Source organism: Streptomyces sp. NPDC028305, from assembly GCF_055569495.1.
Window position 1 is genome coordinate 322,875 of the sequence record NZ_JBVHTN010000002.1, and the last position, 25,833, is coordinate 348,707.

Sequence of the window (25,833 nt, forward strand, 5' to 3'; positions counted from 1 at the left end):
AACCTGGGAGGTCACCATGGAAGACCTGGCCAGACGTCGACTGCTCGGGCTCGGAGCCCTGCTGACCTGCGGGATACCACTGCTGAGCAGTACACCGAGCCAGGCCGCCGACCGTACGGAGGGACAGGGCGCGCCCGACCGGCAACCCGCCCCGGGCGACCGGGAGGCGGCCGAGCGCGCAAGGAGGATCAGCGAGAGCGTCACCGTACCGACCTTCCCCGACGCATGGTTTCCGATCACCGCACACGGAGCCGTCGGCGACGGGGTGACCGACTGCACCGGGGCCATCGACCGGGCGATCAAGGACTGCCATGCGGCCGGCGGCGGCCATGTCCTGGTGCCCGAGGGGCGGTGGGCCACCGGGGCCATCCATCTGCTCAGCGGCGTCGACCTGCATGTCGCCCGGGGCGCGACCCTGCTCTTCAGCACCGACCCGGCCGCCTATCTGCCCGTGGTCCGCACCCGATGGCAGGGCGTCGAACTCTTCAACTACTCGCCCCTGATCTACGCCGACGGGCAGCATGACATCGCGGTGACGGGCCGGGGCGTCCTCGACGCACAGGGCGACAACGGGCACTGGTGGTTCTGGGTGGGCTCCGGGCAGTACGGATGGCAGCCGGGGATGCCCAACCAGCGGGCGGACTGGGCGGCCCTGGAGCGCATGGGCGTGGAAGGAGTCCCGGTCGAGGAGCGGGTCTTCGGCGCCGGCCACTACCTCCGGCCCAGCTTCATCCAGCCACGCTCCTGCCGGAACGTCCTCATCGAAGGCGTCACGCTGCGCCGCTCGCCGATGTGGAACATCCACCCCGTGCTGTGCCGCGAGGTGACCGTGCGGGACGTCGTCGTGGAGAGCGTGGGGCCCAACGGCGACGGCTGCGACCCCGACTCCTGCGAGAACGTGGTCATCAGGCGGGTCACCTTCGCCACCCACGACGACTGCGTGGCCATCAAATCCGGCCGGGACCAGGACGGTTGGCGCGTCGGTGTCCCGTCGAGGAACGTCCTGATCGAGGACTGCCGCTATCTCGGCGGCGGTGGTGCGGTGGCCGTCGGCAGCGAGATGAGCGGGGGAGTGGAGAACGTGGTCGCCCGCCGGCTGTGGATCCCGTACGACAGCTCGCTCGACGAGGCCAGTGTCGCCTGGATCCTCTCCGTCAAATCGACCTCGACGCGCGGCGGCTACATCAGAGACGTGCACATCGCCGATGTGGCCTGCCCCGCGTGGACCTATGTGCCCTTCGAGGTCACCTTCCAGTACATGGGGGGAACCGGCGGCGATCGTTACCCGGAGGTGTCGCGGCTGACGGCGCGCAACTGGTCCGTCGGCGGCCCCTGCGAAATCCCCTTCCGGATCCGCGCCGTCCCCGCGGCCCCGGTGGAGACGGTGCGCCTGGAGAAGCTGTCCTTCGCGCGGGCCGCGAAGGATCCGGTGATGGAGAACGCGACCGGTGTCACCGTACGCGAGGTACTGATCGGGGGCAGCCCGTACCCCACGGACACAGCACGGACCACACAGGCAGGGCAACTGAGGGAGGCAGGATGAAGAAGCGACGATACGGCCTGGTCGGCACGGGGATGCGGGCCCGCCTCTACACCGACGCCATCACCGGCCCGCACCGGGACGTCGCCGAGCTTGTCGCGCTCTGCGACACCAACGAAGGGCGGATGCGGCACTACGGGGACCGCGTCGCCGCCGCCGGGGGCGGTGACCCGGCCCGGTACCACCCCGACGACCTGGCCCGGCTGATCGGCGAGGAGGGCGTGGAGCGCATCGTGGTCACCTCGCCCGATCACACCCACGCCGACATCGTGGTCGGCGCTCTGGAGGCAGGCGCCGACGTCATCGTCGAAAAGCCGCTGGCCATCGACGCGGACGGGGCCCGGGCCATCGCGCGCGCCGCCGAGCGCACCGGCCGCCGCGTGACCGTGACCCACAACTACCGCTACTCGCCCCGTAACAGCGCGCTCAAGCGGCTGGTGCACTCGGGCGCCATCGGCACGCCCACCTCGGCCCACTTCGAGTGGGTGCTCGACACCCGGCACGGCGCCGACTACTTCCGGCGCTGGCACCGCGAGAAGGACCGCTCCGGAGGGCTGCTGGTACACAAGGCCTCCCACCACTTCGACCTCGTCAACTGGTGGCTCGGCGACACCCCGGTCCGGGTGTACGCCGGCGGCGGGCTGTTCTTCTACGGCGCCGACAACGCCCGTGACCGGGGCCTCGGCCCCCGGCCCGCGCGCGGCAGCGCCGAGGCGGCCGCAGGCGATCCCTGGTGCCTGGACCTGCGCGGCGACCCGGCGCTGAAGTCGCTGTACCTCGACCAGGAGCACCGCGACGGCTATCTGCGCGACCGCGACGTCTTCGACGAGGGCATCTCCATCGAGGACAATCTGTGCGCCGTCGTCCACTACGCGGGTGGCCCCACCCTCTCCTACTCCCTCAACGCCCACGCTCCGTGGGAGGGCTACCGCGTCTGCGTCAACGGCACGGAGGGCAGGGCCGAGCTGTCCGTCGTCGAGCGGGGCGCGGTCCGCCCGGTGTCGGGCGCGGTGGACCCCAGCGCGGTCGACGAGCGTGGCGGGGGCGCCGTCGCGGTGCGCCCGCCCGGTGAGCGGCTGGTGGTGCAGCGCCACTGGGAGGACGCCCGCGAGGTGACGATTCCGCGAGGCGAGGGGGCCCACGGCGGCGGTGACATCCGGATGCTCCGGGAGATCTTCGTCGGCCCGGACGGTGCGGATCCGCTCCGTCATCAGGCGGGGTACGCCGACGGGCTGCGGTCCGTCGCGGTGGGCATCGCGGGCAATGTCTCGCTCGCGGAGCGGCGGGCGGTGGACATCGCGGAGCTGCGGCTGGGCATCGAGGCCGGGCCGAACGTCGGGGTCGGCCCGTCGGCTGATCGATCGTCGTAACGTCAGCCGCAGACAACTTCCCTCTGTCTCCGGGGTTTTCAGCGCGTGGGTGGTGTGCTTCCATGCCTGGTATGCCACAGGTATGCCGGAGGGGGCAGGGTCCATGAGAGCGTTCCGTCGGTTCGTATCCCGGGTCCGTTTCCGGTCGCTCCGCCGGCGGAAACGCCTTGCGGCGCTCGTGGCCGTGCTGCTGTCACTGGCCGCCGCCCCGTCCGTCGCCGTCCCGTCCGCCGGTGCTCGCGCCCCGGCGGACGGGCGCCCCGCGGTCGCGCTGGAACCGCGGGGGCTGGGCCGAGCCGTGTGCTCGGACACCTCGCTCCGGTTCACCTTCGGGACCGCCGTACGGCTGGGCACCGAAGGACGGCTGAGCGTATACCGGGCGGACGGTGTCCTCGCCGATGTCGTCGATCTCGCCGATCCGGCGACGTACCAGCGCTCCATCGGCGGCGCGCGGTCCGACTACGGCGAGGTGCACCGCTGGACCTATGAACCGGTGATGGTGGACGGCCGTACGGCCACCGTCCACCCGCACCGGCGACTGGCCCCCGGCCAGGAGTACTACGTGACGGTGGATCCCGGCTTCTTCGAGGGCCACCCGGGCATCGAGTCCCCCGGCACCTGGCGCTTCCGCACCCGGCGCGACCCGGCGCCCGGCACCTCCCGGCTGACCGTGAACGGGCGGGGCGGCGGGGACTTCTGCACGGTGCAGGGCGCGGTCGACTTCGTCCCGGAGGGCAACACCCGCCCGGTGCGGATCGACGTGGCCCCGGGGTTCTACCGGGAGATCGTGTACGTCGCCCAGTCCCGGCCACATCTGACCGTGCGCGGGGCGGGGGCGCGCCGCACCGTCATCGGCTACCCGAACAACAGCGTCCTCAACGGCGACGCGGCGATGGCCGATGTGCCGCCCGAGCAGAGCTACTGCCCGCGCCGGGTGCTTCCGCATCCCGACCGCCACAACTGCTGGCGCGCGGCCTTCGGAGTGGACGCGGACGACTTCCGGCTCCAGGACGCCACCGTCCACAACCTCACCCCGGAGGGCGGCTCCCAGGCCGAGGCGTTCCGGGGCAACGGCGACCGGATCGTGCTCGACCGGGTCCGTGTCCTCAGCTACCAGGACAGTCTGCGCCTCCAGGGGCGGGCCTTCGTGACCGACAGCTATGTCGAGGGCGATGTCGACTTCGTCTGGGGGACCGGAGGGGTCTTCATCCAGGACTCCGAGCTCAAGGCGCTGGACCTGGGCTACCTCAGCCAGGTCCGCAACGGCGAGGACGGCCCCGGCAACGTGTTCGTGAACACCCGGCTGACCCGCGCCGCCGGGGTGCCCGACGGGAGTGTGCTGCTGAGCCGCATCGACAGCCGCTTTCCCGCCAGCCAGGCGGTGTTCATCGACACCCGGATGGACTCCCATGTGGCGCCCGTGGGCTGGGGGCTGACCGGGTTCGACTGCTCGTCGGGCCAGAAGCTGAGGTTCCAGGAGTACGGCAGCGAGGACCTGGCGGGCCGGCCCGTCGACACCGCCGGGCGGCTGGCCTGCTCCCGTCAGCTCACCGCGGCGGAGGCCGAACGGTGGCGGGATCCTGCTGCGCTGCTGGACGGCTGGGACCCGCGTGGCGCGAGCGATCGACGAGAGGGAAGGTGAGGGACCGGCATGTTGCCCATGCGCCGGAGGAATGTCCTGGGAGGTGTCCTGGGGGCAGCCGGCTCGCTGGCCGCGTTCGGCACCCCGAGTGCGGCGTTCGCGGCCGACGCGGCGGACGCGGCGGACGCGGGGGACGCGGGGGACGCGGGAGACGCGCCACGCGGAGGCCGGGACCGGCCGCGCCCGGTGGCGCCCGTCAACCAGGAGGTGGCGGCCGCCCACAGCCTGGCGTACAAGTCGCTGCCGCAGGACGCCGTCGGCGTCGACACCGAGGCGCTGATGACGGTGCACACGCCGGAGGACATCGCGCGCCTGCGGACCGCCCTCGTCGCCGAGGTGTGGAAGTCCGCCGACGGGCGGCTGCCCGACGCGCTGCCCGAGGTGGAGCGCCGGGTCACGGCCCCGGAGCTGCCGGAGTTCACCGGCGTCCGCCGGATCGACCGGCTCACCGTACGTCTGCCGTACGGACTGTCCTCCGTCGTGTTCCTGCTGCTGCCGCGCCGTACGGCACACGGCCGCTTCGCGCTCTACCACAACGGCCACGGTGAGTTGCCCGACACCATGCGGCGCACCGCCCAGGCGCTGCTGGACGCCGGGTACGGTGTTCTGCTGTTCGCCATGCCGCTCTACCACTGGAACCCCAAGGAGCTGAGGGATCCCGCCGACCCCGGCACACCGGTCGTCGTGGAGTCGCACAACGATCTGGGGCCCTGGGAGAGCGGGGACTTCTCCACCCTGCGCTTCTTCCTGGAGCCGCTCGCGGTGGCCGTGAACCATGTGCGGCGGGTGTACGAGCCGCCGTCGCTCCAGATGATCGGGTTTTCCGGAGGAGGCTGGGCGACCACCGTGTACCCGGCGCTCGACCCACGGATCACCCGGAGCTATCCGACGGCCGGGTCCCTGCCGTTCTTCCTGCGCTCGGCGCCGCCCAGCCCGAGGCCGACCACGGGCGACTGGGAGCAGCGGCGGGACCGGCATCCCATCTTCTACGGGATCTGTGACTTCCCGGACCTGTACGCCCTGGCGTCGATCGGTGAGCACCGCCGCCAGATGCAGATCCTCAACCGGTTCGACTCATGTTGCTTCAACGGTGTCGGACACCGCGCGTACGAACCCGTGGTGCGCCAGCGCGTCCAGGTCATCGGCGGCGGCCACTGGGAGCTGCTGGAGGACGCCACCCACGGTGACCACACCATCAGCCCCTTCGCCCTCTCCGTCATTCTCTGGGATCTCGACGTCAACTGCGCCCGGGAGCCCTGACCGGTCGCGAGGAGCCCGGGCCGCTCACGAGGGGAGGTGGCCGCGGCGGTAACGGGAGGCCTCGCCCGCCGCGTGGGCGGCGAACAGGGCCGCGGTCTCGTCCGGATCGCCGTCGCGCAGCGCGGCGAGCAGCTCCGCGTGGAGCTCGGCCATCGCCCGCCAGTCCCCCCGGTAGCGGGGGTTGCCCAGCACATGCAGCCCCCACATGCTCGGCTCGATGATCCGCCACAGCCGCACCAGCGCCGCGTTGCCGCCCGCCGCGCACACCGTGCGGTGAAACGACATGTCGGCGTCCCGGAAGTCACCGATGTCCCCGTCGTCGGCCGCGCGGCGCATGGCGTCGATGTCCTCGGACAGGCGCCGCAGACACTCGGCGTCGAGGCGGCCGGTCGCCCTCCGGGCCGCGTACATCTCGAACATGACGCGGATCTCGCGCACATCCCGCGCCTGCCGGTCGGACACCTGGGTCACATAAGTGCCCTGGCGCGGCTGGGAGTTCACCAGCCCTTCGTGGGCCAGCCGTTTGATGGCCTCGCGGGCCGGAGCCTGGCTGGTGCCCATCCGGCGGGCGATCTCCGACTCGACCAGGCGCTGGCCCGGTACGAGCTCGCCGGAGACGATCCAGTCGCGCAGCCGCGCGTAGACGTGGTCGGACAGCAGCTGGCGGGGGAGCGGGGCGTCGGGGGCCGGCCGCGCAACGCGGGCCGTGTACGCGGGCTGCCCAGCCTCCGCAGGTGACGCCTCCGCATGTGGCGCCTCGGTACGTGGTGGCTCCGGATGCCGGCGGGTCTGCTCCTGCCGGATGCGGGCGACCGTTGACTGGGACAGGCCGAGTTCCTCGGACAGGGCCCGGGTCGACGGCACGGGCTCGCCCTCGCGCGCCAGGTCCAGCACGGCCGCGACGCGGCGCTCCGCGTCCTGGCGCCCCGGGTTGCGCGGGCGCCCGGAGCGGCGGGCGTCGGACAGCCCTGCCGGGCCCCGCTCCAGGAAACGCTGCCGCCACTTGGCCACCGTGGCCGGGCTGACGCCCAGCCGCTGCGCGACCTGACGGGTGGAGTGTCCCTCGGCACAGGCGAGCACGATGCGGCTGCGGAGGCGCATCGCGCCGGAGCCCCGCGCCGACCACTGGAGCAGGGTGTCACGGTCCGCCGCGCTCAGCCGGGGCGCCTGCGGCGCCTTGGACTCCTCAGGCGCGACCATGAGCCGTCCTCCCCTTCTCGTGCGGCAGGGACTTATGGGTCATGACATGTACCTGCAACATTTAGGCCATCAATTTTTGGCTGTGCGCACCGACTTGACCATCCTGTCACAACGCACTTATGAAGTAATCGTTGCTCGATAACTGACCCAATAAAAGCCTGGAGCCCCGAAGAGCCGCTGAGCCTGAGCCCTCCTGGAGGACCGATGCGCCGACGACGGACACGACGGAAGACGGGCGCCGCGATGGTGTTGCTGGCCCTGGGGCTCACGGCCTGCGGAGGTGGTGGTTTCTCCGACGGCGGCTCCGGTGGCGGCGGACGGGACAAGACCCTCCGGGTCCTGGTCAACATCACGCCCAACCTCACCCAGGAGTTCTGGAACGACCTCGTCGAGCCCTTCGAGAAGGCTCACGACGGGGTGAACGTCAAGATCGAGGCGCCGACCGGCACCGGAGTGGCCGACACCCTCCAGCAGCAGCTGGCCGCCGGTGACGCCCCCGACATCGTGGAAACACTGGTCGCCGACGAGACGCTGGCGCCCAAGATGCTGGACCTCACCGACCAGACCTGGGTCGCGGACACCCCGCTGGCCAAGGAGGCCATGCTGGACGGGAAGGCCTACACCGTCGGAGTGGGTGAGCAGGCACAGTCGCTCGTCTTCTACAACAAGGAAGCCTTCGCCGAGGCCGGGATCACCCGGCCGCCCAGCACACTCGACGAGCTGACCGCGGCCATGGGCAAGCTGAAGAAGGCGGGCCGCCTGCCGCTGCGGACCGCGGGCGACTTCGTCACCGGGCTCCAGTTGCTCCAGCTCTCCAACCCCTCCCTCGCCCAGAGCCGCCCCGGCTGGTACGGACAGGTGCGCGACGAGAAGCTCACGGTGGGGCAGGTCATGCTCCCGTATCTGCGGCTCTACAAGACCTGGCTGGACCGCGGATACCTCGACAAGAACGCGCTGGGGCTCAAGTACGCCGACGCGGAGACGGACTTCCTCGCCGGCAGGTCCGCGATGTACGTCATGGGCAGCTGGTTCACCGCGGCGGAGGCCGAGGCCGACAAGGACTTCGAGGTGGGCGTGTTCCCCGCCCCGGTGGAGAAGGGGCAGCGCCACCCCGGCCCGCAGGGGACCACGATGTCCATGCCGTACATGATCCTCAAGGACAGCGGGCAGCGGAAACTCGCCCTCGAACTCGTCAAGTGGCTGGTCACCGACAAGAAGGCCGTCGACACCCAGCTGCGACAGGACGGCAACTTCCGCCGTGGCTCCGAGCGGACCTTCAGCACGCTGGAGCGCGAGGTGCAGAAGATCCTCGACGAGGCCCCCGCGAGCGTCGCACAGGGCGAGGGCTACGGCGAGGACACCCTGCCCCGGGGCTTCAACGCCGCCTGGAACACCGCCGTGCAGAGCCTGTACACCAGGCGCTCGCCCGACGATGCGGCGAAGGCCGTCGACCGCTGGGTCCGCGACCGGTCCTGAACAGCACCTTCTTCAGGCTCGGCCCGCCAGGGGCCGGGCAACCCTCCTCCTGAGCCACACCATCGCCGCGAGCGCACAGGAAGGGACACCATGCGCTTCGATCGGGAGACCGGCGGGCCGCGCCGGCGCACCGCCACCCCGGGCCGGCACGCCCGCCCCCCGGGCCGTGGCCGGCGGCCCGGCGTACGAGGGGGCGGGCTGGCCACCGCGATCATGGTCCTCCCCGCCACCGTGCTCTACACCGGGCTGCTCGCCGTACCGGTGGCGCTGGCCGGCTATCTCAGCCTCACCGACTGGGACGGCTTCAGCGCCAACCCCTCGGTCGTCGGCACCGCCAACTACATCGCCCTGCTGGACGATCCGGACCTGCGCCACTCGATCACCGTCACCCTGCTGCTGGCCGGGCTCGGCACCGTGGGCCTGAATGTGCTCGGCCTCGGCTTCGCGCTGCTGCTGAACGGCTCCTCGCGCGTCAACGCCTTCTTCCGGATGGTCCTCTTCTACCCCCATGTCCTCAGCGCGCTGGTCATCGGGTTTCTGTGGAGCGCCATCCTCGGCACCACGGGAGCCGTCAACTCCCTGATCACCTCGCGCGGAGGCGAGGTGCTGCCGTTTCTCGCCGACCCCGACTGGGCGCTGGCCACCCTGGTGTGCCTGGTGGTGTGGTCGGCGTTCGGTGTGAACGTGGTCCTGTACCTCGCCGGGCTCCAGGCGGTGCCCCGCTCCCTCACCGAGGCGGCCCGCATCGACGGCGCGACGAAATGGCAGGTGTTCCGGCATGTCACGCTGCCCGCGCTCGGGCCGTCGGTGACCGTGAACATCGTTCTGTCCCTGGTGACTCTGCTCAAGACCTACGACCTGGTGGTGTCGCTGACCGCGGGCGGACCGGCCGGGCAGACCCGCACGATCGCCTACCTCATCCTCTGGAACTCCTTCCACGACGGCCGCCTCGGACTCGGCTCCGCGCAGTCCGTGGTCCTCATGGCCGTCACGGCCACGCTCGCCCTCCTCGTGACCCGGCTGCGGCGGCGGTCGGAGATGGCGGTGTACTCATGAGCCCTCGTCGTGAAACGACCCCCGCCCGAAGGTGGAGACCGAGCAGCGCGCCCAGACTGGTGTTCCTCGGCGCCGTCAGCCTGCTGATGCTGGTGCCGCTGTACGTCCTGGTCGTCAACGCCTTCAAGTCCCAGCAGCAGATCCTGACCGATCCGTTCGGCCTGCCGGACGGCGGCGGCTCCCTCCAGTACCTCGGGCGGGCCCTGGACAGCGAGCGGTTCGACATGGTGCGGGGCTACGCGGTGACCCTGCTGTTCGTCGCCTGCGTCAACGTCCTGTCCCTCGTGCTGGCCGGGCCGGCCGCCTACGTCATCGCCCGCAGCCCGCGCCGCCGCTACCGGGCGCTGATGCTGTTCTTCCTGTCCGGGACGTTCATCCCCGGACAGGTGCTGGTGATCCCCGTCGTCTACGTCCTCAAGACCCTCGGCCTGATGGGCACCCTCCGCGGCTTCGTCCTCTTCGAGACGGTCCTGACGCTGCCGTTCTCGGTGTTCCTGTACGCCGGGTACATCGCCACCATCCCCCGCGAACTCGACCAGGCGGCGGCTGTCGACGGCGCCGGGCGCATCCGCACCTTCTGGCGGATCGTCTTCCCGCTGATGCGGCCCGTGGTCGCCACCATGGTCATCCTCAACACCTTCTCGGTGTGGAACGACTTCGTGAACCCGCAGATCATCCTCGGCCCGGGCAGTGGCCTGTACACGGTCACCACCGGCGTGTACGCGGCGGTCAGCCAGTACCAGACCGACTACACCGTCGTCTTTCCCACCCTCCTGCTGGCCATCGCACCCCTGCTGGTCTTCTTCGTGTTCATGCAGCGGCACATCATCAGCGGCCTCACGGCCGGGGCGACAAGGGGCTGACCCATGACGCACACCATCCGGGTGACCGCCACCGTCCCGCTCGGCGCACCGCCGGAGTGGGCCGTGCTGGAGCGCAGGCTGTTCGATGTGCTCGACGAGGCGTGGCGGGCCTTCGCCCACCGCTACTGCGAGCCCGACGGCCGGCTGCGCTACCGCGGACCGGTGGCCGACCGCGACGGCGGCGACGACTTCTACGAGGCGTTCTTCAACTGGCCCGTCCTGTACCAACTGGGCGGCGCCGACGACCTGCTGGACGCCTGCAAACACCACTGGACCGGAGTCACCGCCCAACTCACCGAACTCGGCCTGGCCGTGGACGAGTTCGAGCGCGGATACGACTGGTTCCACCTGGGCGAGTCGATGCTGCTGTTCTACGGCATCTGCGCCGCCGACCCGGCCGACCAGGAGTTCCGAGCCCGCGCCCGCCGCTTCGCCGACCTGTATCTCCCCGGCTCCCCGGCGGGCAACTACGACCCGGCGACGCACACCATCCGGGCCCCGCACAACGGCGCGGCGGGCCCCCGCTACGGATTGCAGAAGGAGTGGGCGTCCTACGGCGCGGACCTGGCCGTGATGCGCCCCTACGGCCTGCCACTGAGCGATCTCGACTCCATCAACACCTGGGAGGACCTGGCCGACCCGGACCACGCCCGCCGCATGGGCCAGGCCATGAACGCCCGCCTCGGCCGCGGCGACACCGCGGTCAACCTCGCCGCCACCAGCCTCGCGGTCAACGCCTGGCTGTACGACCACGACGACCGCCACCGCGACTGGGCCCTCGACTACCTCACCGCCTGGCAGCACCGGGCACAGGCGCACGGCGGTTTCCTGCCCGACAACGTCGGCCCCTCGGGGAAGGTGGGCGAGGACCACGGCGGCCGGTGGTACGGCGGCCTGTACGGCTGGACGTGGCCGCACGGCCTCTACAGCGTCGGCAACGCCGCCGTGATCGCCGCCGTCAACTCCGTACTCCTCACCGGCGCCACCGATCTGCTCCCCCTCGGCCGCGCCCCGCTCGATACGGTCCTCGGCCACGGGATCGAGGGCACGGTCACGGGCACCGAGATGAGCACCTCCGACCGCTGGCTCGCCGAACTCGGCGAGGACGCCGACCGTCCCACCCTCCTGGTCCCCAACCGGTACGACGACGGCGGCTGGTTCGACTACCAGCCGCCCCAGATCGCCCTGCCCCTGTGGTTATGGCACGCCTCGCTCGCCGACGAGGACCTCGACCGCCTCCGGCGCCTCCGCGAGGTCTCCGGCTACGACTGGCGCACCGTCCGGGCGTTCCGCAACAAGGAGGAGGGCGGCCACGAAGCCCCCTGGCTGGCCTACCTGAGCGGCGACAACCCCGGATACCCGGCGGCGATCCTGCGCACCGCCCTCGGCCAGGCCGCCCGCCGCATCGCGCTGATCGACGCGGACACCACCGACCCGGCCGAGCTGCACATCCACCACTGGCAGCGCCTCAACCCGGTCCTCACCGAGGCCCTGCTCCAGCTGGCCACCGGCACCCCGCAGGTGCTCTACAACGGCGGACTGCTGCCCACCCGCCTCGCCTATTACGACCTGGAGCGCGGCCGCCCCGGGCTGCCTCCCGACGTGGCGGCCCTCGTGGACACCGTCACCGCCGACCGGGTCCGCGTCGAACTCGTCCACACCGGCCTGTCCGGTGCCCGCACGCTGGTCGTCCAGGCTGGTGGCTTCGGCGAGCACCGCATCGACCGCGCGCTGGTCGACGCGGCGGCGCCCGGCTACCCCGGCGACCCCCGCTCGTACACCGCCCCCGACCCCGCCACCAGCACCGTCGACCTGCCGGTCGGCGGGCCGCGCCTCGAGGTGGAGCTGCCCCCGGGACACCGGGTCCGGCTCGATCTGCGGCTCACCCCCCGGGCCTACCCGCCCGCCCACCAGACCGGTCCGACAGCGACTCGACAGTGATCCGACAGTGAGGAGACCGTTCGTGGACGACGAACCCGTGTGGGATCTGCCGGTGCGCGGGGACGCCCCCGGCCCCGCGGACCCCCAGGTCCTGACCCGGCTCGCCGAGGTGTCCGCCGCCACCGCCTGCGCCAAACTGCACGCGCAGGGCATCCGCCGCACCTTCGTGTGCGGCCCGCGGCCGCTCGCCCCCGGTCTGAAGATCGCCGGCCGGATCCGCACCCTTCAGTTCATGCCGCAGCGCGAGGACATCGCCTCCGGTCTCGGCCAGGAGTACGTGGAGCGGCACACCGCCCTGTGGGCCGTCCTGGAGACCATCGAACCCGGGGACGTCCTCGTCGTCCAGGCCTACGGCTCCCCGTACACCGGCTGCTTCGGCGACATGCTGGTGCGCTACTTCCGGCAGAAGGGCGGCGCCGGGATCGTCGTCGACGGCCGTATCCGTGACGCGCCCCGGGTGCTCGAGACCGGTGTGCCCGTCTGGGCCACCGGCGTCACCCCCCACTACGCCTCCCAGGCCGAGCTCTTCCCCTGGGCCTACGACACGCCGGTGGCCTGCGGCGGAGTGCTCGCGCTGCCCGGCGACCTGCTGGTGGCCGACGACGACGGCCCCGTGGTGGTGCCCCGGCGCACCGCACCCGCCGTGATCGCCGCCGCGCGCGAGCACGAGCAGTGGGAGCGCTTCAGCCGCGCCCGCATCGAGGAGGGAGGAGCCCTCACCGACTACTACCCGCTGACGGCCGCCACCCGCGCCGAGTACGAGCGATGGCGCGACCAGAACCAGGCCTGACACAAACCCACACAAGGAGGACCAGGACCGTGTTGCGCACCATCCGAAGACCACAGCTCAGGCTTCCCCTGGTGGTGGCCGGCGCGCTGCTGCTGATCGGCGGCGCGGCGCTGCCCGGCCACAGCGCGGACGCGGCCGCCGCCGGCTGCCGGCCCACGCAGCTCTTCGTCGCACCGGACGGCCGGGATGGAGCCAAGGGCAGCAAGGACGCCCCGTGGCGGACCATCGAGCAGGCCCGCGACCACATCCGCGCCAAGGGCCTCAACCGGCCGGGGAAGATGCGCTGCGACATCGTGGTCAATCTGCGCGCGGGCGACTACCCGGTCAGCCGCACCATCGAGTTGGACGACCGCGACTCCGGGAGCGGCGGCCACCGCGTCGTCTACCGCTCGTACGACGGGCCCGGCAAGGCGCGTGTGCTGGGCGCCGAGCCCGTCACGGACTGGACCGAGTACAAGGACGGCATCTACCGCACCGACGTCGGCACCGACCGGCGCTTCTACACCCTGTTCGAGGACGGGAAGCGGGCCACCACCGCCCGCTACCCCAACCGCGGGTCCGACGACACCTGGGCCCCGTACATGTTCTCCGTGCTCAAGGAGCCGGAGAAGGAGGCCGTGCACCAGTGGCTCTACTCCAAGCCCGGTGAATGGGACGCCTCCTGGGACCTCAGCAACGCGCAGGCGGTCGTCTGGTCCGGCGGCAGCTGGAGCTGGTTCACCGACACCGTGCCCATCCGGGACTGGAACCCCGCCAAGAACCAGATGACACTGTCCCACTGGACCCGCTACGCGCTGATGAACTCCCGCAGCGGCTCCCGCTACTTTCTCCAGAACTCCCTGGACTTCCTCGACCAGGCCGGGGAGTACTACCTCGACTACGGCAAGGGGCAGCTCTACTACAAGCCCCGCGGCGACATCGACGACGTGACCGTCATGCGCCCCACGGTCAAGACACTGTTCAAGATCGCGGGAGCGGCCCCCGACCGGCGGGTGGCGGACATCTCCCTGGACGGCCTCGCCCTCCAGTACACCGACTTCGTCGACTGGTACCGCTACGGCTGGATCAGCGACGGTGACTCCGGCGACGTCCACAAGTATCCCGTGTACGACCGCCAGATCGAGATGAACCGCAACCGCTTCGGCGCCGTCACCGTGACCAACAGCAGCGGCATCACCCTCCAGCGGATGCGGATCTCCGACACCGGCTTCACCGCCGTCTACGCGCTGTTCGCCAACGACCGCCTCACCGTGCGCGACAGCCTGCTGGAGAACCTCGGCGGCGACGGCATCAAGGTCGAAGGCGGGTATCCGGGTGAGGGCGACATCTCCGGCCACCACCTGTTCACCGACAACTACATCACGCACTACGGAGAGCTGGTGCCCGGCGACGCGGCCGGGGTCGAACTCCTCAACACGGGTTCCAATGAGGTGAGTTACAGCTACTTCGAGCACAGCGCCCGCTACGGCGTCACCCTGGAGGTGATGCCCGAGGTGGGGCCCGGCGACTCCTACGCGCGCAACAACACCTTCAAGTACCTGCGCATCGAGAAGGCCGGTCTGGACAGCGGTGACATGGGCGCCTTCTACACCTACGGCGTGGACAACACCGAGCCGCACACCAGCAACAACAGCGTCTCGCAGGTCGTCATCGGCGATGTCATACCGGACGGCTCCATGCCCGACAGCGGCACCCGAGGGGTGCACATGGACGCGGGCGGCTGCGGCTTCTCCTTCACCGACGTCGAGGTCGGCAAGGTCACCGACGACAAGTACCAGAGCTACCGGTGCAACACGGTGGAGAACGCCAACTGGCAGGACGGCTTCGATCCCTCCCGCATGGAGTACGACAAGATCGGCGTCAAGCCCTCCTTCCCCTATCCGCTGCCCGGCGCGGACGGCTGAGCGCACAGGCGCACCCGCGTGGGCCCTCGCCGGGCCGCCACTCCCATGCGTGCGGCCCGGCGAGCCCCGGCCCATGCCCGTCAGGAGATGACATGGACATCATTCCGACCAGCTCGCCGCCCGCCGTGACGGACGAGCTGCGCGGACTCACCTGGGACCACCCGCGCGGCTACGCGCCGCTGGAGGAACTGGCCCGGCTGGACGCCGCCGTCCCGCCCGGCTGCGAGACCGTCGGTCTGCCGCTGCGCTGGGACCGGCAGCCACCGGCCGCCTTCGAGACGGCGCCGATCGACGGCCTCGCCTCCGACTACGACCTCCTGGTCGTCGAGCACATCGGCCTCGGCGCCGCGGTGGAGGCCGGGTGCCTGGTGGCGATGGACGACCTGTTCCCGGCGGCCCAGCTGGAACACTGGCGCCGGCGCACCGTCGGCGCCTGCTACGACAGCCATGTGCTGGACGGCCGGGTCTGGGCGCTGCCGCTGGACGCCGCGGCCCAGGTCGCCGCGGCCCGCCCCGACCTGATGGCCGGCCACCCGATGCCGCGGACCTGGGACGAGGTGCTGGCGCTGCCCGTCCCGCCGGCCCTCTGCATGGGCGGCCCGCACGCCCTGCTCACCTTCTGCGCGCTGTGCGTGGCGCTGGGGGAGGAGCCTGGCCGCGGCCCGGAGTTCGTCTCGCGGGAGACGGGCGGGGCGGCCCTGGAGACCATGGCCCGGCTGCTGGCGCGCGGCGACCCACGGCTGTGGCGGCTCGGCCCGGCGGGGCTGCTGGCGGCGATGGCCTCCGCCGAGGGGCCCGCCTACTGCCCCCTGGTGTACGGCTACGCCCCCGCCACGCAGTCCGGACCGTACCCGCTCACCTTCGCCGACGCCCCGGCCAGCCACCCCGGAGGGCGGCCGGGCAGTGTGCTCGGCGGCGCCGGGCTCGCCGTCTCGCACCGCCGGACCGACGACCCGCTGGTGCGCGAGGCCATCCGGGACCACCTGCGGCGGCTGCTCGCCGAGCCGGTGCAGTGCGAGCTCTTTCCGGTGACCGGCGGCCAGCCGTCCGACCGGGCCGCCTGGCTGGACCCCCGCACCAACAGCCGCTGGGGCGGCTTCTACCGCGCCACCCTCGCCACCGTCGAACACGCCTGGGTGCGTCCGCGGGCCGCCGGCTTTCCGGACTTCCAGCGGTCCGCCTCCCGGCTGCTGCGCGAGGGGCTCGCCGACGGGCGGCCGCCCGCCCGGCTGCTGGCCGAACTCGACGAGGGCTTCCGCCACCGGGCACGGCGCCCCGACCACTTGCTGCGACGAGAGGGAAACGGGACATGAGCGAAGGAAACAGACGGGAGGCGCCACGGGACGGGGCGCGACCGCTGGCCCGGCGGGCGTTCGTGGCCGGCACCGGCGCGCTGCTGGGCGCCGCGGCTCTGTGGACACCGTCGGCGCGGGCGGACGACAAGCTCGCCGCTGCCGCGGACGCCGTGGACGGCGTGTTGGCCTTCCCCGGAGCCGAGGGCGGCGGCAGATACGCCAGCGGTGGCCGCGGTGGCGAGGTCTACGAGGTCACCACGCTCGCCGACTCCGGACCGGGCTCCCTGCGCGAGGCGGTGTCCGGCAGCGACCGCACCATCGTCTTCCGGGTCTCCGGCACCATCGAGCTGGGGGGCGGTCTGGACATCACCGGGTCCAACCTCACCATCGCCGGCCAGACCGCGCCCGGCGACGGCATCTGCGTCGTCGGCAACGAAACCAAGATCAAAGACGTCCGCAACATCATCCTGCGCCATCTGCGGTTCCGGGGCACGGACGCCCTCGGGACCCCGATCGACACCTTCGGCATGGAGCGCTGCGAGAACGTCATCATCGACCACTGCTCCTTCAGCTGGGCGGTCGACGAGGTGTGCTCGCCGTACGGCAACGAGAACGTGACGATGCAGTGGTGCGTCATCGCCGAGGGGCTCACCATGTCCGCGCACGAGAAGGGCCGGCACGGCTACGGCGGGCTGTGGGGCGGCGACAACGTCACCTACCACCACAACCTGCTGGTCCACAACGGCGGCCGCAACCCGCGGTTCAGCTTCGTCGAGGACATGGCGCTCAAGGCCGACCACCGCAACAACGTGATCTACAACTACGGCTACACCTCCGCCTACGGAGGCGAGTGGTCCGACGGCATCAACATCGTCGGCAACTACTACAAGCCGGGCCCGAACACCGTGGCCGAGATCGCGCCCGTCATCATCGCCCCCAACCGCGGCGGCATCTGGCACGTCGACGGCAATCTCATCGAGGGACACCGCAAGGTCACCGCCGACAACCGGCTCGGCGTCCGCTTCCCGCTCGGCGGCGCCACCCTGCGGGACGAGCCCGTGGCCTTCCCCAGCCCCATCGAGGAGCAGTCCCCGAAACAGGCGTACAAGGCGGTCCTCGCGGGCGCCGGTGCCACCCTGCCGCGCCGGGACGCGATCGACGCGCGGCTGGTCAACGATGTGCGCAAGGGCACAGGACGCAGCATCAACTCGCAGAAGGAGGTGGGTGGCCCGGTGCCGCTGGCCTCCGCCGACCCTCCCAAGGACAGCGACCACGACGGCATCCCCGACGACTGGGAGCGCGCACACGGCCTCGACCCCGACGACCCGGCGGACGGCCGTGCCGTCGACCCGGACACCGGCTACAGCAATCTGGAGCTCTATCTCAACTCCATCGGGCCCACCGGCGCCCCGAACCCGGCCGTCGCCCTCACCGCCCCGGCCATCGACCAGATCTTCGCCCATGACAGCGGCACCGGCGACCTCACCATCCGCGCCACCGCCACCGCGGCCGACGGCGCGACCATCGCCTCCGTCGTGTTCTACGCCGACGACAAGAAGCTCGGCGAAACCACCGCCGCCCCGCACGAGATCGTGTGGCGGGGCGCGCCCGCGGGCACCCATCACCTCACCGCCCGCGCCACCGACACCACCGGCACCGCCACCACGTCGAGCATGGTGCCCGTCCACGTCAACCGCTCCACCTCGCTGTCCACCTGGACCGCGGCCGACATCGGCGCGGTGCCCATCGCGGGGGCCGCCGCACTGGACGGCGCGGTGTTCACCCTGCGCGGCTCCGGAAAGATCAAGGGCCGTGAGGACTCCTGCCACTTCGTGTACCGGGCCATCGACGCCCCCGACGACGAGGTCGTCGAGGTCGTCGCACGCCTGGACTCGATCAGCGCGGTGTACCAGGACGTCCTCGCCGGAATCATGATCCGCGAGAACCTCACCCCCGACTCCCCGTTCTGCCTCATGGGCATCTATGTCGCGAACGGCGGGATCAAGGCCACCGCCAAGCGCATGCACTCCCACGGCACCGAGATGAACGTCGGCAACTACCCGTGGGAGGAGGACGAGATGCTGGGCAACAAGCCGTACTGGCTGCGCATCACCCTGCGCGGGGACGAGTTCACGGCCGAGGTCTCACCGGACTCCCTCCAGTGGACACGCGTCGGCTACGAGCGCGTCCCCATGGGGCCACGGGTCTACGCCGGGCTGGTGGTGGAAGGCAACAAGGAGGCGAACGCCGTCGCGCACTACACGACGGCGAAGTTCAGCAAGGTCCGCATCAACAACTGAGTCAGCAGCCGACCGCGCCGCTCTCCTCCAGCGGCACCCACACCCGCATCGCGCCGTCACCGCGGTTGTCCCACTGGAAGTACGGCACCGCGGTGGCGGTGGTGGGCCGCCGCGTGTCCACGGCGCCGAGGGTGCGGTACGGCAGCCCCGCCTGGTGCGGGCCGGTGACGGCGAGCGCCTCCGCCTCGATCATCACCGTACGGCCGAGACCCGGCACGTCCGCCAGGTCCCGCACCCGCAGCGCGGTGTCCGCGCGCAGCGCCAGCTCGTCGACCGGAGTGTCCGCGGGCTGGTCCAGCTGCTCGAAGCAGTACACCAGCGGCCCCCGCTCGATCGCCGCACAGCCGCGCACCGCGTCGATCCTCGGATGCGGCACGGTGAGCCGCGGCGCCATGTCCAGCTCCAGTACGACGCGGTCCCCGGCCCGCCAGCGCCGCCTGACCACCACCCGCCCCTGCGCGTCGCCCGCCACCGGCTGTCGCGCGCCACCCGGCTCCGTCAGCCACGTCCGCGTGCTCCACGGTGGCACCCGCAGCCCCAGCGCCCATGCGCCGGCCGGCGCGCGGTCCACGGTGACGGTGACCGTTCCGTCCCACGGGTAGTCGGTGTCGATCCGCAGCGCCACCGTGCCGCCCGCGTGGGCGCAGGACAGGGCCATCGACGCGTACAGATGGAGAAAGAGCGTGTCCCCCGCGGTGGTCGCGGCGTAGTGCGGGAGCGAGGCCACCAGCCGGGTGACCGACGGCGGGCAGCAGGCAGAGTAGAACCACTCGTCCCGGCTGCGCGGATCGCCCACCGCCTCCGCGTGGTCGGGGCGCCGCTGAAGCGGATTGCCCTTGTAGTACCTCCGCCCGTCCACCGAGCGGGCCGCCGCGAAGGCGTTGTACAGGGTGCGCTCGATCAGATCGGCGTAGCGCCCCTCGCCGGTGGCCAGCAGCAGCCGCCGGCTCCACTGGATGCTCGCCGCGGACGCGCAGGTCTCGTTGTACGACAGGTCGGGCGGCAGCTCGTAGCGCTCGCCGAAGACCTCCCCGACCTGGCGTGAGCCGAGACCGCCGGTGAGCGACGTCCGGGTCGCCGCCATGTCCGCCCAGCGGGCGGCAGACGCCCGGAGCAGCTCGTCGTCGCCCGTCTCCATGGCCACGTCCACGGCCCCGGCCTCCAGATACAGCGCCCGGACGACATGCCCGGTCACCGCCGGTGCCACGCGGACCGGGAGGTGGTCGAGACGGTGCCGCGCCCCGTGCTTGTGGCGCCCCACCAGGCCGTGCCCGCGCCGCTCCACCAGCCGCGCCGCCAGGGTCAGACAGCGCTCCTCGGCGGTGGTCCGGAACAGCTCCACCAGCGCCGTCTCCACCTCCGGGTGGCCGTCCAGGCCGGGCCCGGGGCCGTCGAGGAACACTGCGCACAGATGGTCGGCGCAACGCCGCGCCACCGTGAGCAGCCGGGTCTCCCCGGTGGCGCGGTGAGCGGCCACGGCGGCCTGGAGGAGATGGCCGGCGCAGTACAGCTCGTGGCTGTCGACCAGCCGGCCGTAGCGGCCGCCCACCTCGGCCACCTGGTAGTACGAGTCGAGGTAGCCGTCGTCCCGCTGGGCCCGCTCCAGCAGCCCGGTGGTGCGGGAGAGAAACGCGGCCGACGAGTCCTCGGGGCCCGCCTGGAGCTCCCAGGCCGCCGTCTCCAGCATCTTGTGCACATCGGAGTCCGCGTACACGGGCCCGCGGTACGCGCCCTGCTCCTCGCCCGCGGCGATGCGCAGATTGGCCAGGGCGCCGGACTCCTCCAGCCAGTGCAGGGCCAGCGGCACGCTGGTGGCGCGGTTGACCCGCTGCCACAGCCGCCACAGGCCGTCCGTCACGCTAATCCGGCCACCGCGCGGCGGCCGGTGTGCCGTGCGCGCGCCGGGGGAGGGGAGTACGGGGCCGTCCACGGATGCCTCCTGGCGTGAGGGCTTGACGTGAGGGCTTGCCGGAAGGGTGCGGCGTGCGGGTGCGGAGCGCTACATGCGGGGCCGGGCGAGGAAGGCGATCATCTGGTCGCGGACCCGCAGGATGTGCGCCTCCAGCAGATCCCTGGCCCGCGTCCGGTCGCCGCTCTCCAGCGCGTCGACCACGGCACGGTGCTCCGCGACGGCCATGTCCAGGCGGGAGGCGGTGATCGGCGCCTCCATCCCGGCCCGAGTCACATGCAGGCTCAGGTGCAGATCGTCGTGCAGCTCCAGCAGCATGGGGAGGCTGCCAAGACGGACGAGCTCGCGGTGGAACCGGGCGTCGTTCTCCCGGAACTCCTGGTAGCGGCCCGGATCCTCCAGCGAAAGCCGGGCCAGTTCGGCCGCCTCGTCCACGAGCTCCCGCAGCCGGGCCGGGACCTGGCGGTCCGTGCGCTCGGCGAACAGCCGCAGGCTGTGCGACTCCAGCATCAGCCGCAGCTCGAAGAGTTCGTACAGGCTGGACAGGGACGGGATGGCCACGGTGAAGCCGACCGACGCGTCGTACGCCAGCAGGCCGCGCTCATAGAGCCGGCCGACCGCGCTGCGCACCGGGGTGCGGCTCATGCCGAGGCGGCGGGCGAACTCCCGCACCGGAACGGCCTGGCCGGGCGCGGGATTCTCCTTGGTCAGCCACTCCACGATCGCCGTGCGGGCCCGGGTCTCCAGGCTCTCGGCGGGTCCCGGCTCCGGAGCCGGTGACTCCGCCTCGCGGGCCGCCGCCGCTCGCGGTCGGATCATGCCGCCTCCCACTGTTGCCACGTCCGATCGATGTGCCGGCCCCATGGTATGCCGCTGGTAAACCGCGCGTCTGCGGTTCGGGAGGCAGCAAAGAAATACTTCTGCGCGGGGGTTGACGCTCCGAAGGGGTGGCCAACAGACTCATGGCATACCACCGACATGCCCCCCTGGGTCCATCCGTCCAGACAGCTGCCGCATGGGAAACACGGGAACATCGGCTCAGCCGTCCCCTTTCACGACGGCGCGAGGCGCGGTGGATCGGTCCGCACTGGAATGCCATCTGGACCATCTGGAGCGTGGACATGACTCCCGAACACACCCCCGGGGCCACCCGGCACCGCGCCGGCACACCGAATCGGCGTGCTGTGCTGCGTGCCGGCGCCGGAATGCTCGCGGTGGCCGGCCTGCCCGGTTGCGGATTCTTCGAGACGGACCCGGACAACGGCGAGTCCGAGGGGAAGAAGGGCAAGGAGGCGCCCTCGCTCAAGAAGCGGGTGGACGCCGGCGAACTGCCCCCGCTGGCCGAGCGCCTGCCCGACAAGCCCCGTGAGGTCACCCCGCTGGAGAAGGCCGGGGTCTACGGCGGCACCTGGCACTCGGTGATGCTCACCCAGGAGGACATGAACTGGCTGCGCTACAGCATGGGATACGAGCCGCTGGTGCGCTGGGCGCCCGAGTGGCGGGGAGTGGCCCGTACCGAGATCCTGCCCAACGTCTGTGAGAAGTACGAAGTCCACAGTGGCGGCAAGGAGTTCGTCTTCCATCTGCGCAAGGGCCTGAAGTGGTCCGACGGGAAGCCCGTCACCACCGATGACTTCGCGTTCGCCTTCGAGGACTTCAACGCCGACAACGACATGCACACCACGGGCGTCTATGAGCTGTGGCTGTCCAAGTCGGGACGGCCCGCCCGCTTCGAGAAGGTCGACGACCTCACCGTGCGCTATGTGTACGAGGAGCCCAAACCCGGCTTCCTGGAGGAGATCGCCGGCACCTCCGGTGTGACGATGCTGCTGCCCGCCCACTATCTGAAGAAGTTCCACGCGGGGCACAACGACGGCGCCCAGGCCCTGGCCAAGAAGGCGGGCCTGAATCGCTGGATCGACTACATGGTCATCCAGGCGGACCCCTGGGCCAACCCGGACCTGCCCTCCCTCAACCCGTGGGTGGCCAGGAACGCGGTCGGCAAGGGCAGCAGTGTGATCGCCGAGCGCAACCCCTACTACTGGCAGGTGGACCCGGACGGCAGCCAGCTGCCGTACCTCGACAAGGTCATCGTCGATGTGGTGCAGGACGTCGAGGTCGAGGTGTTGAAGGTGTCCAACGGCGACCTCGGCATGCAGCTCTACAACTTCGGCACGGTCCGCAACAAACCGGTGATCGCCCGCAACCGGGGCAAGGGCGGCTACGAGCTGATCGAGGTCGCCCCGGACCTGGTGAACACCATGATCATCGGCTTCAACCAGACCCACCCCGACAAGGCCAGGCGCGCGCTGTTCGCCACCAAGGACTTCCGGATCGGCCTGTCGTACGCGATCAACCGGCAGAAGATCATCGACACCTTCTACGGCGGCCAGGGCCGCCCCTGGCAGTGCGCGCCGCTTCCCGGCAGCGAACTCTTCGACGAGGAACTGGGCAGCCAGTACACCGAGTACGACATCGACAAAGCCAACGAGGCCCTGGACCGGGCCGGGCTGACCCGGCGCGGCGGCGACGGCATCAGACGCACCGCGGACGGCGCCCCCGTCGCGTTCAATGTGCTGGTCGTCTCCGATATGCCCGACCACGTGGACGCGCTCGAACTGATCCGCGCCGACTGGAAGAAGGTCGGCGTCGACGCCACTATCCAGCGGCTCGCGGAGACGCTGTACTGGGAGCGCGTCGAGGCCGGCGCGTCGGAGGCCGCCACCTGGGCCGGGGGCCCCTTCGACCTCCGCACCGGCCCGGGCGGAGACCACTACTACCTGCCCACCAACCCCCGTGGCTCCTCCCGCTACGGCGGCGCCTGGGCCAGGTGGTACACGCGCGACGGGAAGGACGGCGAAAGGCCGCCCGCCGAGATCGAAAAGCAGCTGGACCTCTTCGACCGGATGCGGTTCACCTTCGATTCCGATCGGGCGCTCGCCCTCGCCCGGCGGATCCTGGCCATCACCAAGGACCAGTTCTACTACCTCGGCATCTCCACCCCGCCCTCCGAGTACGGCATCGTGAAGAAGAACGTCCACAACGTCCCCAAGAAGTTCAGCGGGGCCGTGATGCACCAGGCGCCGGGGCCCAGCAACCCCTCGACGTACTTCATCTCGGGCAAGGCGTGACGGACCGCCGCCATGCTGTCCTTCCTCACCCGCCGACTGCTGCTGATGGCCCTGACCCTCTGGGCCGTCTCGCTCGCCTCGTTCTTCATCATCAGCCTGCCGCCCGGGGACTATGTCTCGACCCTCCAGGCCGAGGCGGAGAGCCGCGGCGAACTCATGAGCGACGCGGAACTGGTCGCGCTGCGCCAGCGGTACGGACTCGACCAGCCATTCCTGGCCCAGTACTGGAAGTGGATCTCGAACATCCTCTTCCATGGCGACTTCGGGCAGGCCTTCGCCTGGAACAGCCGCCCGGTCTCGGACCTGATCTGGGACCGGGTCGGCCTGTCCTTCTTCCTCTCCCTGTCCACCCTGCTGCTGGTGTGGGCGGTCGCCTTCCCGATCGGCATCTACTCCGCGGTGCGCCAGTACTCGGCGGGTGACTATCTCGCCACCTTCCTCGGCTTCATCGGGATGGCTGTCCCCGAGTTCCTGCTGGCGCTGGTCCTCATGTGGGTCGGGATGCGCTACTTCGGCCAGAGCCCCGGAGGGCTGTTCTCACCCGAGTACCAGGACGCGGCCTGGAACCTGGGCAAGCTGCTGGATCTGATGGGCCACCTGTGGCTGCCGATCCTCATCATCGGCATGTCCGGGACGGCCGGACTGATCCGCACCACCCGCGCCAATCTGCTGGACGAGCTCTACAAGCCGTATGTGGTGGCGGCCCGGGCCAAGGGCATGCCGGAGTGGAAACTCCTGCTCAAGTACCCGGTCCGGATGTCGCTCTCGCCGTTCTTCAGCACCGTCGGATGGCTGCTGCCCGGCCTGATCAGCGGCGAGACCATCATCTCCATCGTGATGAGCCTGCCCACCACCGGGCCGCTGCTGCTGAGCGGAGTGGAGAACCAGGACATGTACCTGGTCGGCAGCTTCGTGCTGATCCTCTCCACTCTCACCGTCGTCGGGACCCTGATCAGCGACCTCGTGCTCGCCTGGTGGGACCCCAGGATCCGGCACCGGTACGAGGGCGGGTGATCGCGGATGCCGATACGAGCCAAGCACGCCACACCGGGCGCCGGCGGCCGGGCTCCGGAACCCGGCCGCGCCTCCCCATGGCGCCTGGTGTGGCGGAAGTTCCGCCGGCACAAGCTGGCGGTGGCCGGGGCGGTCGTGGTGCTGTGCGCCTATCTCGTCGTCGCCTTCGCCGAATTCCTGGCCCCCGGATCCCCGAGCGCCGCCGACGAGCGGCACACCTACGCCCCGCCGCAGCTGGTCAAGGTGGACTTCAGCTGGGACGACGGCCTCCAGCTGTATGTCAACGGCTTCCGCACCGAGCGCGACCCGGAGACCTTCGAGCAGATCCACACCATCGACCGCGACAAGCGCATCCCACTGCGGCTCTTCGCCCGCGGAGACGACTACCGCCTGTGGGGGATCATCCCGTGGGACCGGCATCTCATCGGCCCCACGGACCCCGGCCAGAAGGTGTATCTCCTGGGCACCGACCGGGCCGGCCGCGATCTGCTCTCCCGTATCGTCCACGGCTCGCGGGTCTCACTGTCCATCGGCCTCATCGGCGTCGCCGTCAGCTTCCTGCTGGGACTCCTCTTCGGCGGGATCTCCGGCTACTTCGGGGGCGCGGCCGACACCGTCATCCAGCGCCTCATCGAATTCCTGATGGCCATCCCCACCCTGCCGCTGTGGCTCGCCCTCTCCGCCGCCGTACCCCCCGACTGGGGGCCGCTGATGCGGTACTTCGCGATCACCACCATCCTGTCGGTGATCGGCTGGACGGGACTTGCGCGGGTGGTGCGCGGCCGGTTCCTCTCGCTGCGCGAGGAAGACTTCGTGATCGCCGCCCGCCTGGACGGCTGCGGGCGCGGCCGCATCATCTTCCGCCACATGGTGCCGTCCATGTCCAGCCATGTCATCGCCTCGCTCACCATGGCCGTCCCGGCGATGATCCTCGGCGAGACCGCCATGAGTTTCCTCGGCCTCGGCCTCCAGTCCCCGGCCGTGAGCTGGGGCGTGCTGCTCCAGGAGGCCCAGAACATCCGCACGGTGGAGACCGCGCCATGGCTGCTGCTTCCGGGGGTGGCGGTCGTCATCACCGTCCTCGCCATGAACTTCGTCGGCGACGGGCTGCGGGACGCCGCCGACCCGTACAAGAGTTAGGA

General features: G+C 71.0%; 18 protein-coding genes. 15 read left to right on the plus strand and 3 right to left on the minus strand.

Annotated features, from left to right (window positions below; genetic code table 11):
• The first annotated feature begins 16 nt into the window (after positions 1-16).
• The 4 genes from ACZ4WQ_RS08260 (at position 17) to ACZ4WQ_RS08275 (ending at position 5,812) form a co-directional block, all read left to right on the plus strand.
• A complete protein-coding gene (locus ACZ4WQ_RS08260) occupies positions 17-1,543 on the plus strand; it encodes a glycoside hydrolase family 28 protein (RefSeq protein ID WP_398374196.1) in 1,527 nt (508 codons plus the stop codon).
• Positions 1,540-2,910, plus strand: coding sequence for a Gfo/Idh/MocA family protein (locus tag ACZ4WQ_RS08265; protein WP_398374198.1), 1,371 nt, complete (start codon positions 1,540-1,542; stop codon positions 2,908-2,910). The genes ACZ4WQ_RS08260 and ACZ4WQ_RS08265 overlap by 4 nt, the downstream gene beginning before the upstream one ends.
• A gap of 184 nt (positions 2,911-3,094) precedes the next feature.
• Complete coding sequence (locus ACZ4WQ_RS08270) at positions 3,095-4,552, plus strand: pectinesterase family protein (protein WP_468022121.1); 1,458 nt, start codon at positions 3,095-3,097, stop codon at positions 4,550-4,552.
• A gap of 9 nt (positions 4,553-4,561) precedes the next feature.
• Positions 4,562-5,812, plus strand: a complete 1,251-nt coding sequence (locus ACZ4WQ_RS08275; RefSeq protein ID WP_398374201.1) for a hypothetical protein — start codon at positions 4,562-4,564, stop codon at positions 5,810-5,812.
• Between the two features lie 24 nt (positions 5,813-5,836).
• Here the strand turns inward: ACZ4WQ_RS08275 and ACZ4WQ_RS08280 are convergent, their stop codons facing one another.
• A complete protein-coding gene (locus ACZ4WQ_RS08280) occupies positions 5,837-7,012 on the minus strand; it encodes a GntR family transcriptional regulator (RefSeq protein ID WP_398374203.1) in 1,176 nt (391 codons plus the stop codon).
• 204 nt (positions 7,013-7,216) lie between these two features.
• Between ACZ4WQ_RS08280 and ACZ4WQ_RS08285 the strand changes: the two genes are divergently transcribed.
• The 8 genes from ACZ4WQ_RS08285 to ACZ4WQ_RS08320 all read left to right on the plus strand — a co-directional run bounded on the left by ACZ4WQ_RS08285 (position 7,217) and on the right by ACZ4WQ_RS08320 (position 18,637).
• The gene (locus ACZ4WQ_RS08285) at positions 7,217-8,488 is read left to right on the plus strand and encodes an ABC transporter substrate-binding protein (RefSeq protein ID WP_398374205.1); all 1,272 of its coding nucleotides are present in this window, start codon (positions 7,217-7,219) and stop codon (positions 8,486-8,488) included.
• A gap of 90 nt (positions 8,489-8,578) precedes the next feature.
• Positions 8,579-9,544 carry a carbohydrate ABC transporter permease gene (locus ACZ4WQ_RS08290; protein ID WP_311722107.1) on the plus strand — a complete coding sequence of 322 codons (966 nt, stop codon included), beginning with the start codon at positions 8,579-8,581 and terminating at the stop codon, positions 9,542-9,544.
• A gap of 59 nt (positions 9,545-9,603) precedes the next feature.
• Positions 9,604-10,407 carry a carbohydrate ABC transporter permease gene (locus ACZ4WQ_RS08295; protein WP_398374208.1) on the plus strand — a complete coding sequence of 268 codons (804 nt, stop codon included), beginning with the start codon at positions 9,604-9,606 and terminating at the stop codon, positions 10,405-10,407.
• A gap of 3 nt (positions 10,408-10,410) precedes the next feature.
• Positions 10,411-12,348 (plus strand): DUF8034 domain-containing protein, encoded by a 1,938-nt coding sequence (locus tag ACZ4WQ_RS08300; RefSeq protein WP_398374210.1) that lies wholly within the window; start codon positions 10,411-10,413, stop codon positions 12,346-12,348.
• A gap of 22 nt (positions 12,349-12,370) precedes the next feature.
• Complete coding sequence (locus tag ACZ4WQ_RS08305) at positions 12,371-13,138, plus strand: RraA family protein (protein ID WP_398374211.1); 768 nt, start codon at positions 12,371-12,373, stop codon at positions 13,136-13,138.
• Positions 13,139-13,167: 29 nt separating this feature from the next.
• Positions 13,168-15,042, plus strand: coding sequence for a right-handed parallel beta-helix repeat-containing protein (locus ACZ4WQ_RS08310; RefSeq protein WP_398374213.1), 1,875 nt, complete (start codon positions 13,168-13,170; stop codon positions 15,040-15,042).
• Positions 15,043-15,134: 92 nt separating this feature from the next.
• Positions 15,135-16,355 (plus strand): carbohydrate ABC transporter substrate-binding protein, encoded by a 1,221-nt coding sequence (locus ACZ4WQ_RS08315; RefSeq protein ID WP_398374214.1) that lies wholly within the window; start codon positions 15,135-15,137, stop codon positions 16,353-16,355.
• Positions 16,352-18,637, plus strand: a complete 2,286-nt coding sequence (locus ACZ4WQ_RS08320) for a pectate lyase family protein (RefSeq protein WP_361182239.1) — start codon at positions 16,352-16,354, stop codon at positions 18,635-18,637. Before ACZ4WQ_RS08315 ends, ACZ4WQ_RS08320 begins: the two co-directional genes overlap by 4 nt.
• 1 nt (position 18,638) lies before the next feature.
• On the opposite strand, the gene ACZ4WQ_RS08325 is transcribed toward ACZ4WQ_RS08320, so the two are convergent.
• Together ACZ4WQ_RS08325 and ACZ4WQ_RS08330 are read right to left on the minus strand one after the other, a co-directional pair.
• A complete protein-coding gene (locus ACZ4WQ_RS08325) occupies positions 18,639-20,567 on the minus strand; it encodes a glycoside hydrolase family 127 protein (RefSeq protein ID WP_398374217.1) in 1,929 nt (642 codons plus the stop codon).
• Positions 20,568-20,636: 69 nt separating this feature from the next.
• On the minus strand, positions 20,637-21,365 hold the full coding sequence (locus ACZ4WQ_RS08330) for a GntR family transcriptional regulator (protein ID WP_311722116.1): 729 nt from the start codon (positions 21,363-21,365) through the stop codon (positions 20,637-20,639).
• A 302-nt stretch (positions 21,366-21,667) separates the two neighbouring features.
• Here ACZ4WQ_RS08330 and ACZ4WQ_RS08335 point away from each other — a divergent pair, with 302 nt between their 5' ends.
• The 3 genes from ACZ4WQ_RS08335 to ACZ4WQ_RS08345 are packed head-to-tail and all read left to right on the plus strand — an operon-like array spanning position 21,668 to position 25,831.
• On the plus strand, positions 21,668-23,677 hold the full coding sequence (locus ACZ4WQ_RS08335) for an ABC transporter substrate-binding protein (protein ID WP_398374219.1): 2,010 nt from the start codon (positions 21,668-21,670) through the stop codon (positions 23,675-23,677).
• Positions 23,678-23,689: 12 nt separating this feature from the next.
• Entirely contained in the window at positions 23,690-24,691 is a 1,002-nt protein-coding gene (locus ACZ4WQ_RS08340; protein ID WP_398374221.1) for an ABC transporter permease, read from the plus strand.
• A 6-nt stretch (positions 24,692-24,697) separates the two neighbouring features.
• Positions 24,698-25,831 (plus strand): ABC transporter permease, encoded by a 1,134-nt coding sequence (locus ACZ4WQ_RS08345; protein ID WP_358845993.1) that lies wholly within the window; start codon positions 24,698-24,700, stop codon positions 25,829-25,831.
• The last annotated feature ends 2 nt before the right edge of the window (positions 25,832-25,833 follow it).

Bases quoted from the DNA above. Each gene is read 5' to 3' on its own strand.
- ACZ4WQ_RS08260 (WP_398374196.1), top strand. From the start codon at position 17: ATGGAAGACCTGGCCAGACGTCGACTGCTCGGGCTCGGAGCCCTGCTG.
- ACZ4WQ_RS08265 (WP_398374198.1), top strand. From the start codon at position 1,540: ATGAAGAAGCGACGATACGGCCTGGTCGGCACGGGGATGCGGGCCCGC.
- ACZ4WQ_RS08275 (WP_398374201.1), top strand. From the start codon at position 4,562: ATGTTGCCCATGCGCCGGAGGAATGTCCTGGGAGGTGTCCTGGGGGCA.
- ACZ4WQ_RS08280 (WP_398374203.1), bottom strand. From the start codon at position 7,012: ATGGTCGCGCCTGAGGAGTCCAAGGCGCCGCAGGCGCCCCGGCTGAGC.
- ACZ4WQ_RS08285 (WP_398374205.1), top strand. From the start codon at position 7,217: ATGCGCCGACGACGGACACGACGGAAGACGGGCGCCGCGATGGTGTTG.
- ACZ4WQ_RS08290 (WP_311722107.1), top strand. From the start codon at position 8,579: ATGCGCTTCGATCGGGAGACCGGCGGGCCGCGCCGGCGCACCGCCACC.
- ACZ4WQ_RS08300 (WP_398374210.1), top strand. From the start codon at position 10,411: ATGACGCACACCATCCGGGTGACCGCCACCGTCCCGCTCGGCGCACCG.
- ACZ4WQ_RS08315 (WP_398374214.1), top strand. From the start codon at position 15,135: ATGGACATCATTCCGACCAGCTCGCCGCCCGCCGTGACGGACGAGCTG.
- ACZ4WQ_RS08320 (WP_361182239.1), top strand. From the start codon at position 16,352: ATGAGCGAAGGAAACAGACGGGAGGCGCCACGGGACGGGGCGCGACCG.
- ACZ4WQ_RS08330 (WP_311722116.1), bottom strand. From the start codon at position 21,365: ATGATCCGACCGCGAGCGGCGGCGGCCCGCGAGGCGGAGTCACCGGCT.
- ACZ4WQ_RS08335 (WP_398374219.1), top strand. From the start codon at position 21,668: ATGACTCCCGAACACACCCCCGGGGCCACCCGGCACCGCGCCGGCACA.
- ACZ4WQ_RS08340 (WP_398374221.1), top strand. From the start codon at position 23,690: ATGCTGTCCTTCCTCACCCGCCGACTGCTGCTGATGGCCCTGACCCTC.
- ACZ4WQ_RS08345 (WP_358845993.1), top strand. From the start codon at position 24,698: ATGCCGATACGAGCCAAGCACGCCACACCGGGCGCCGGCGGCCGGGCT.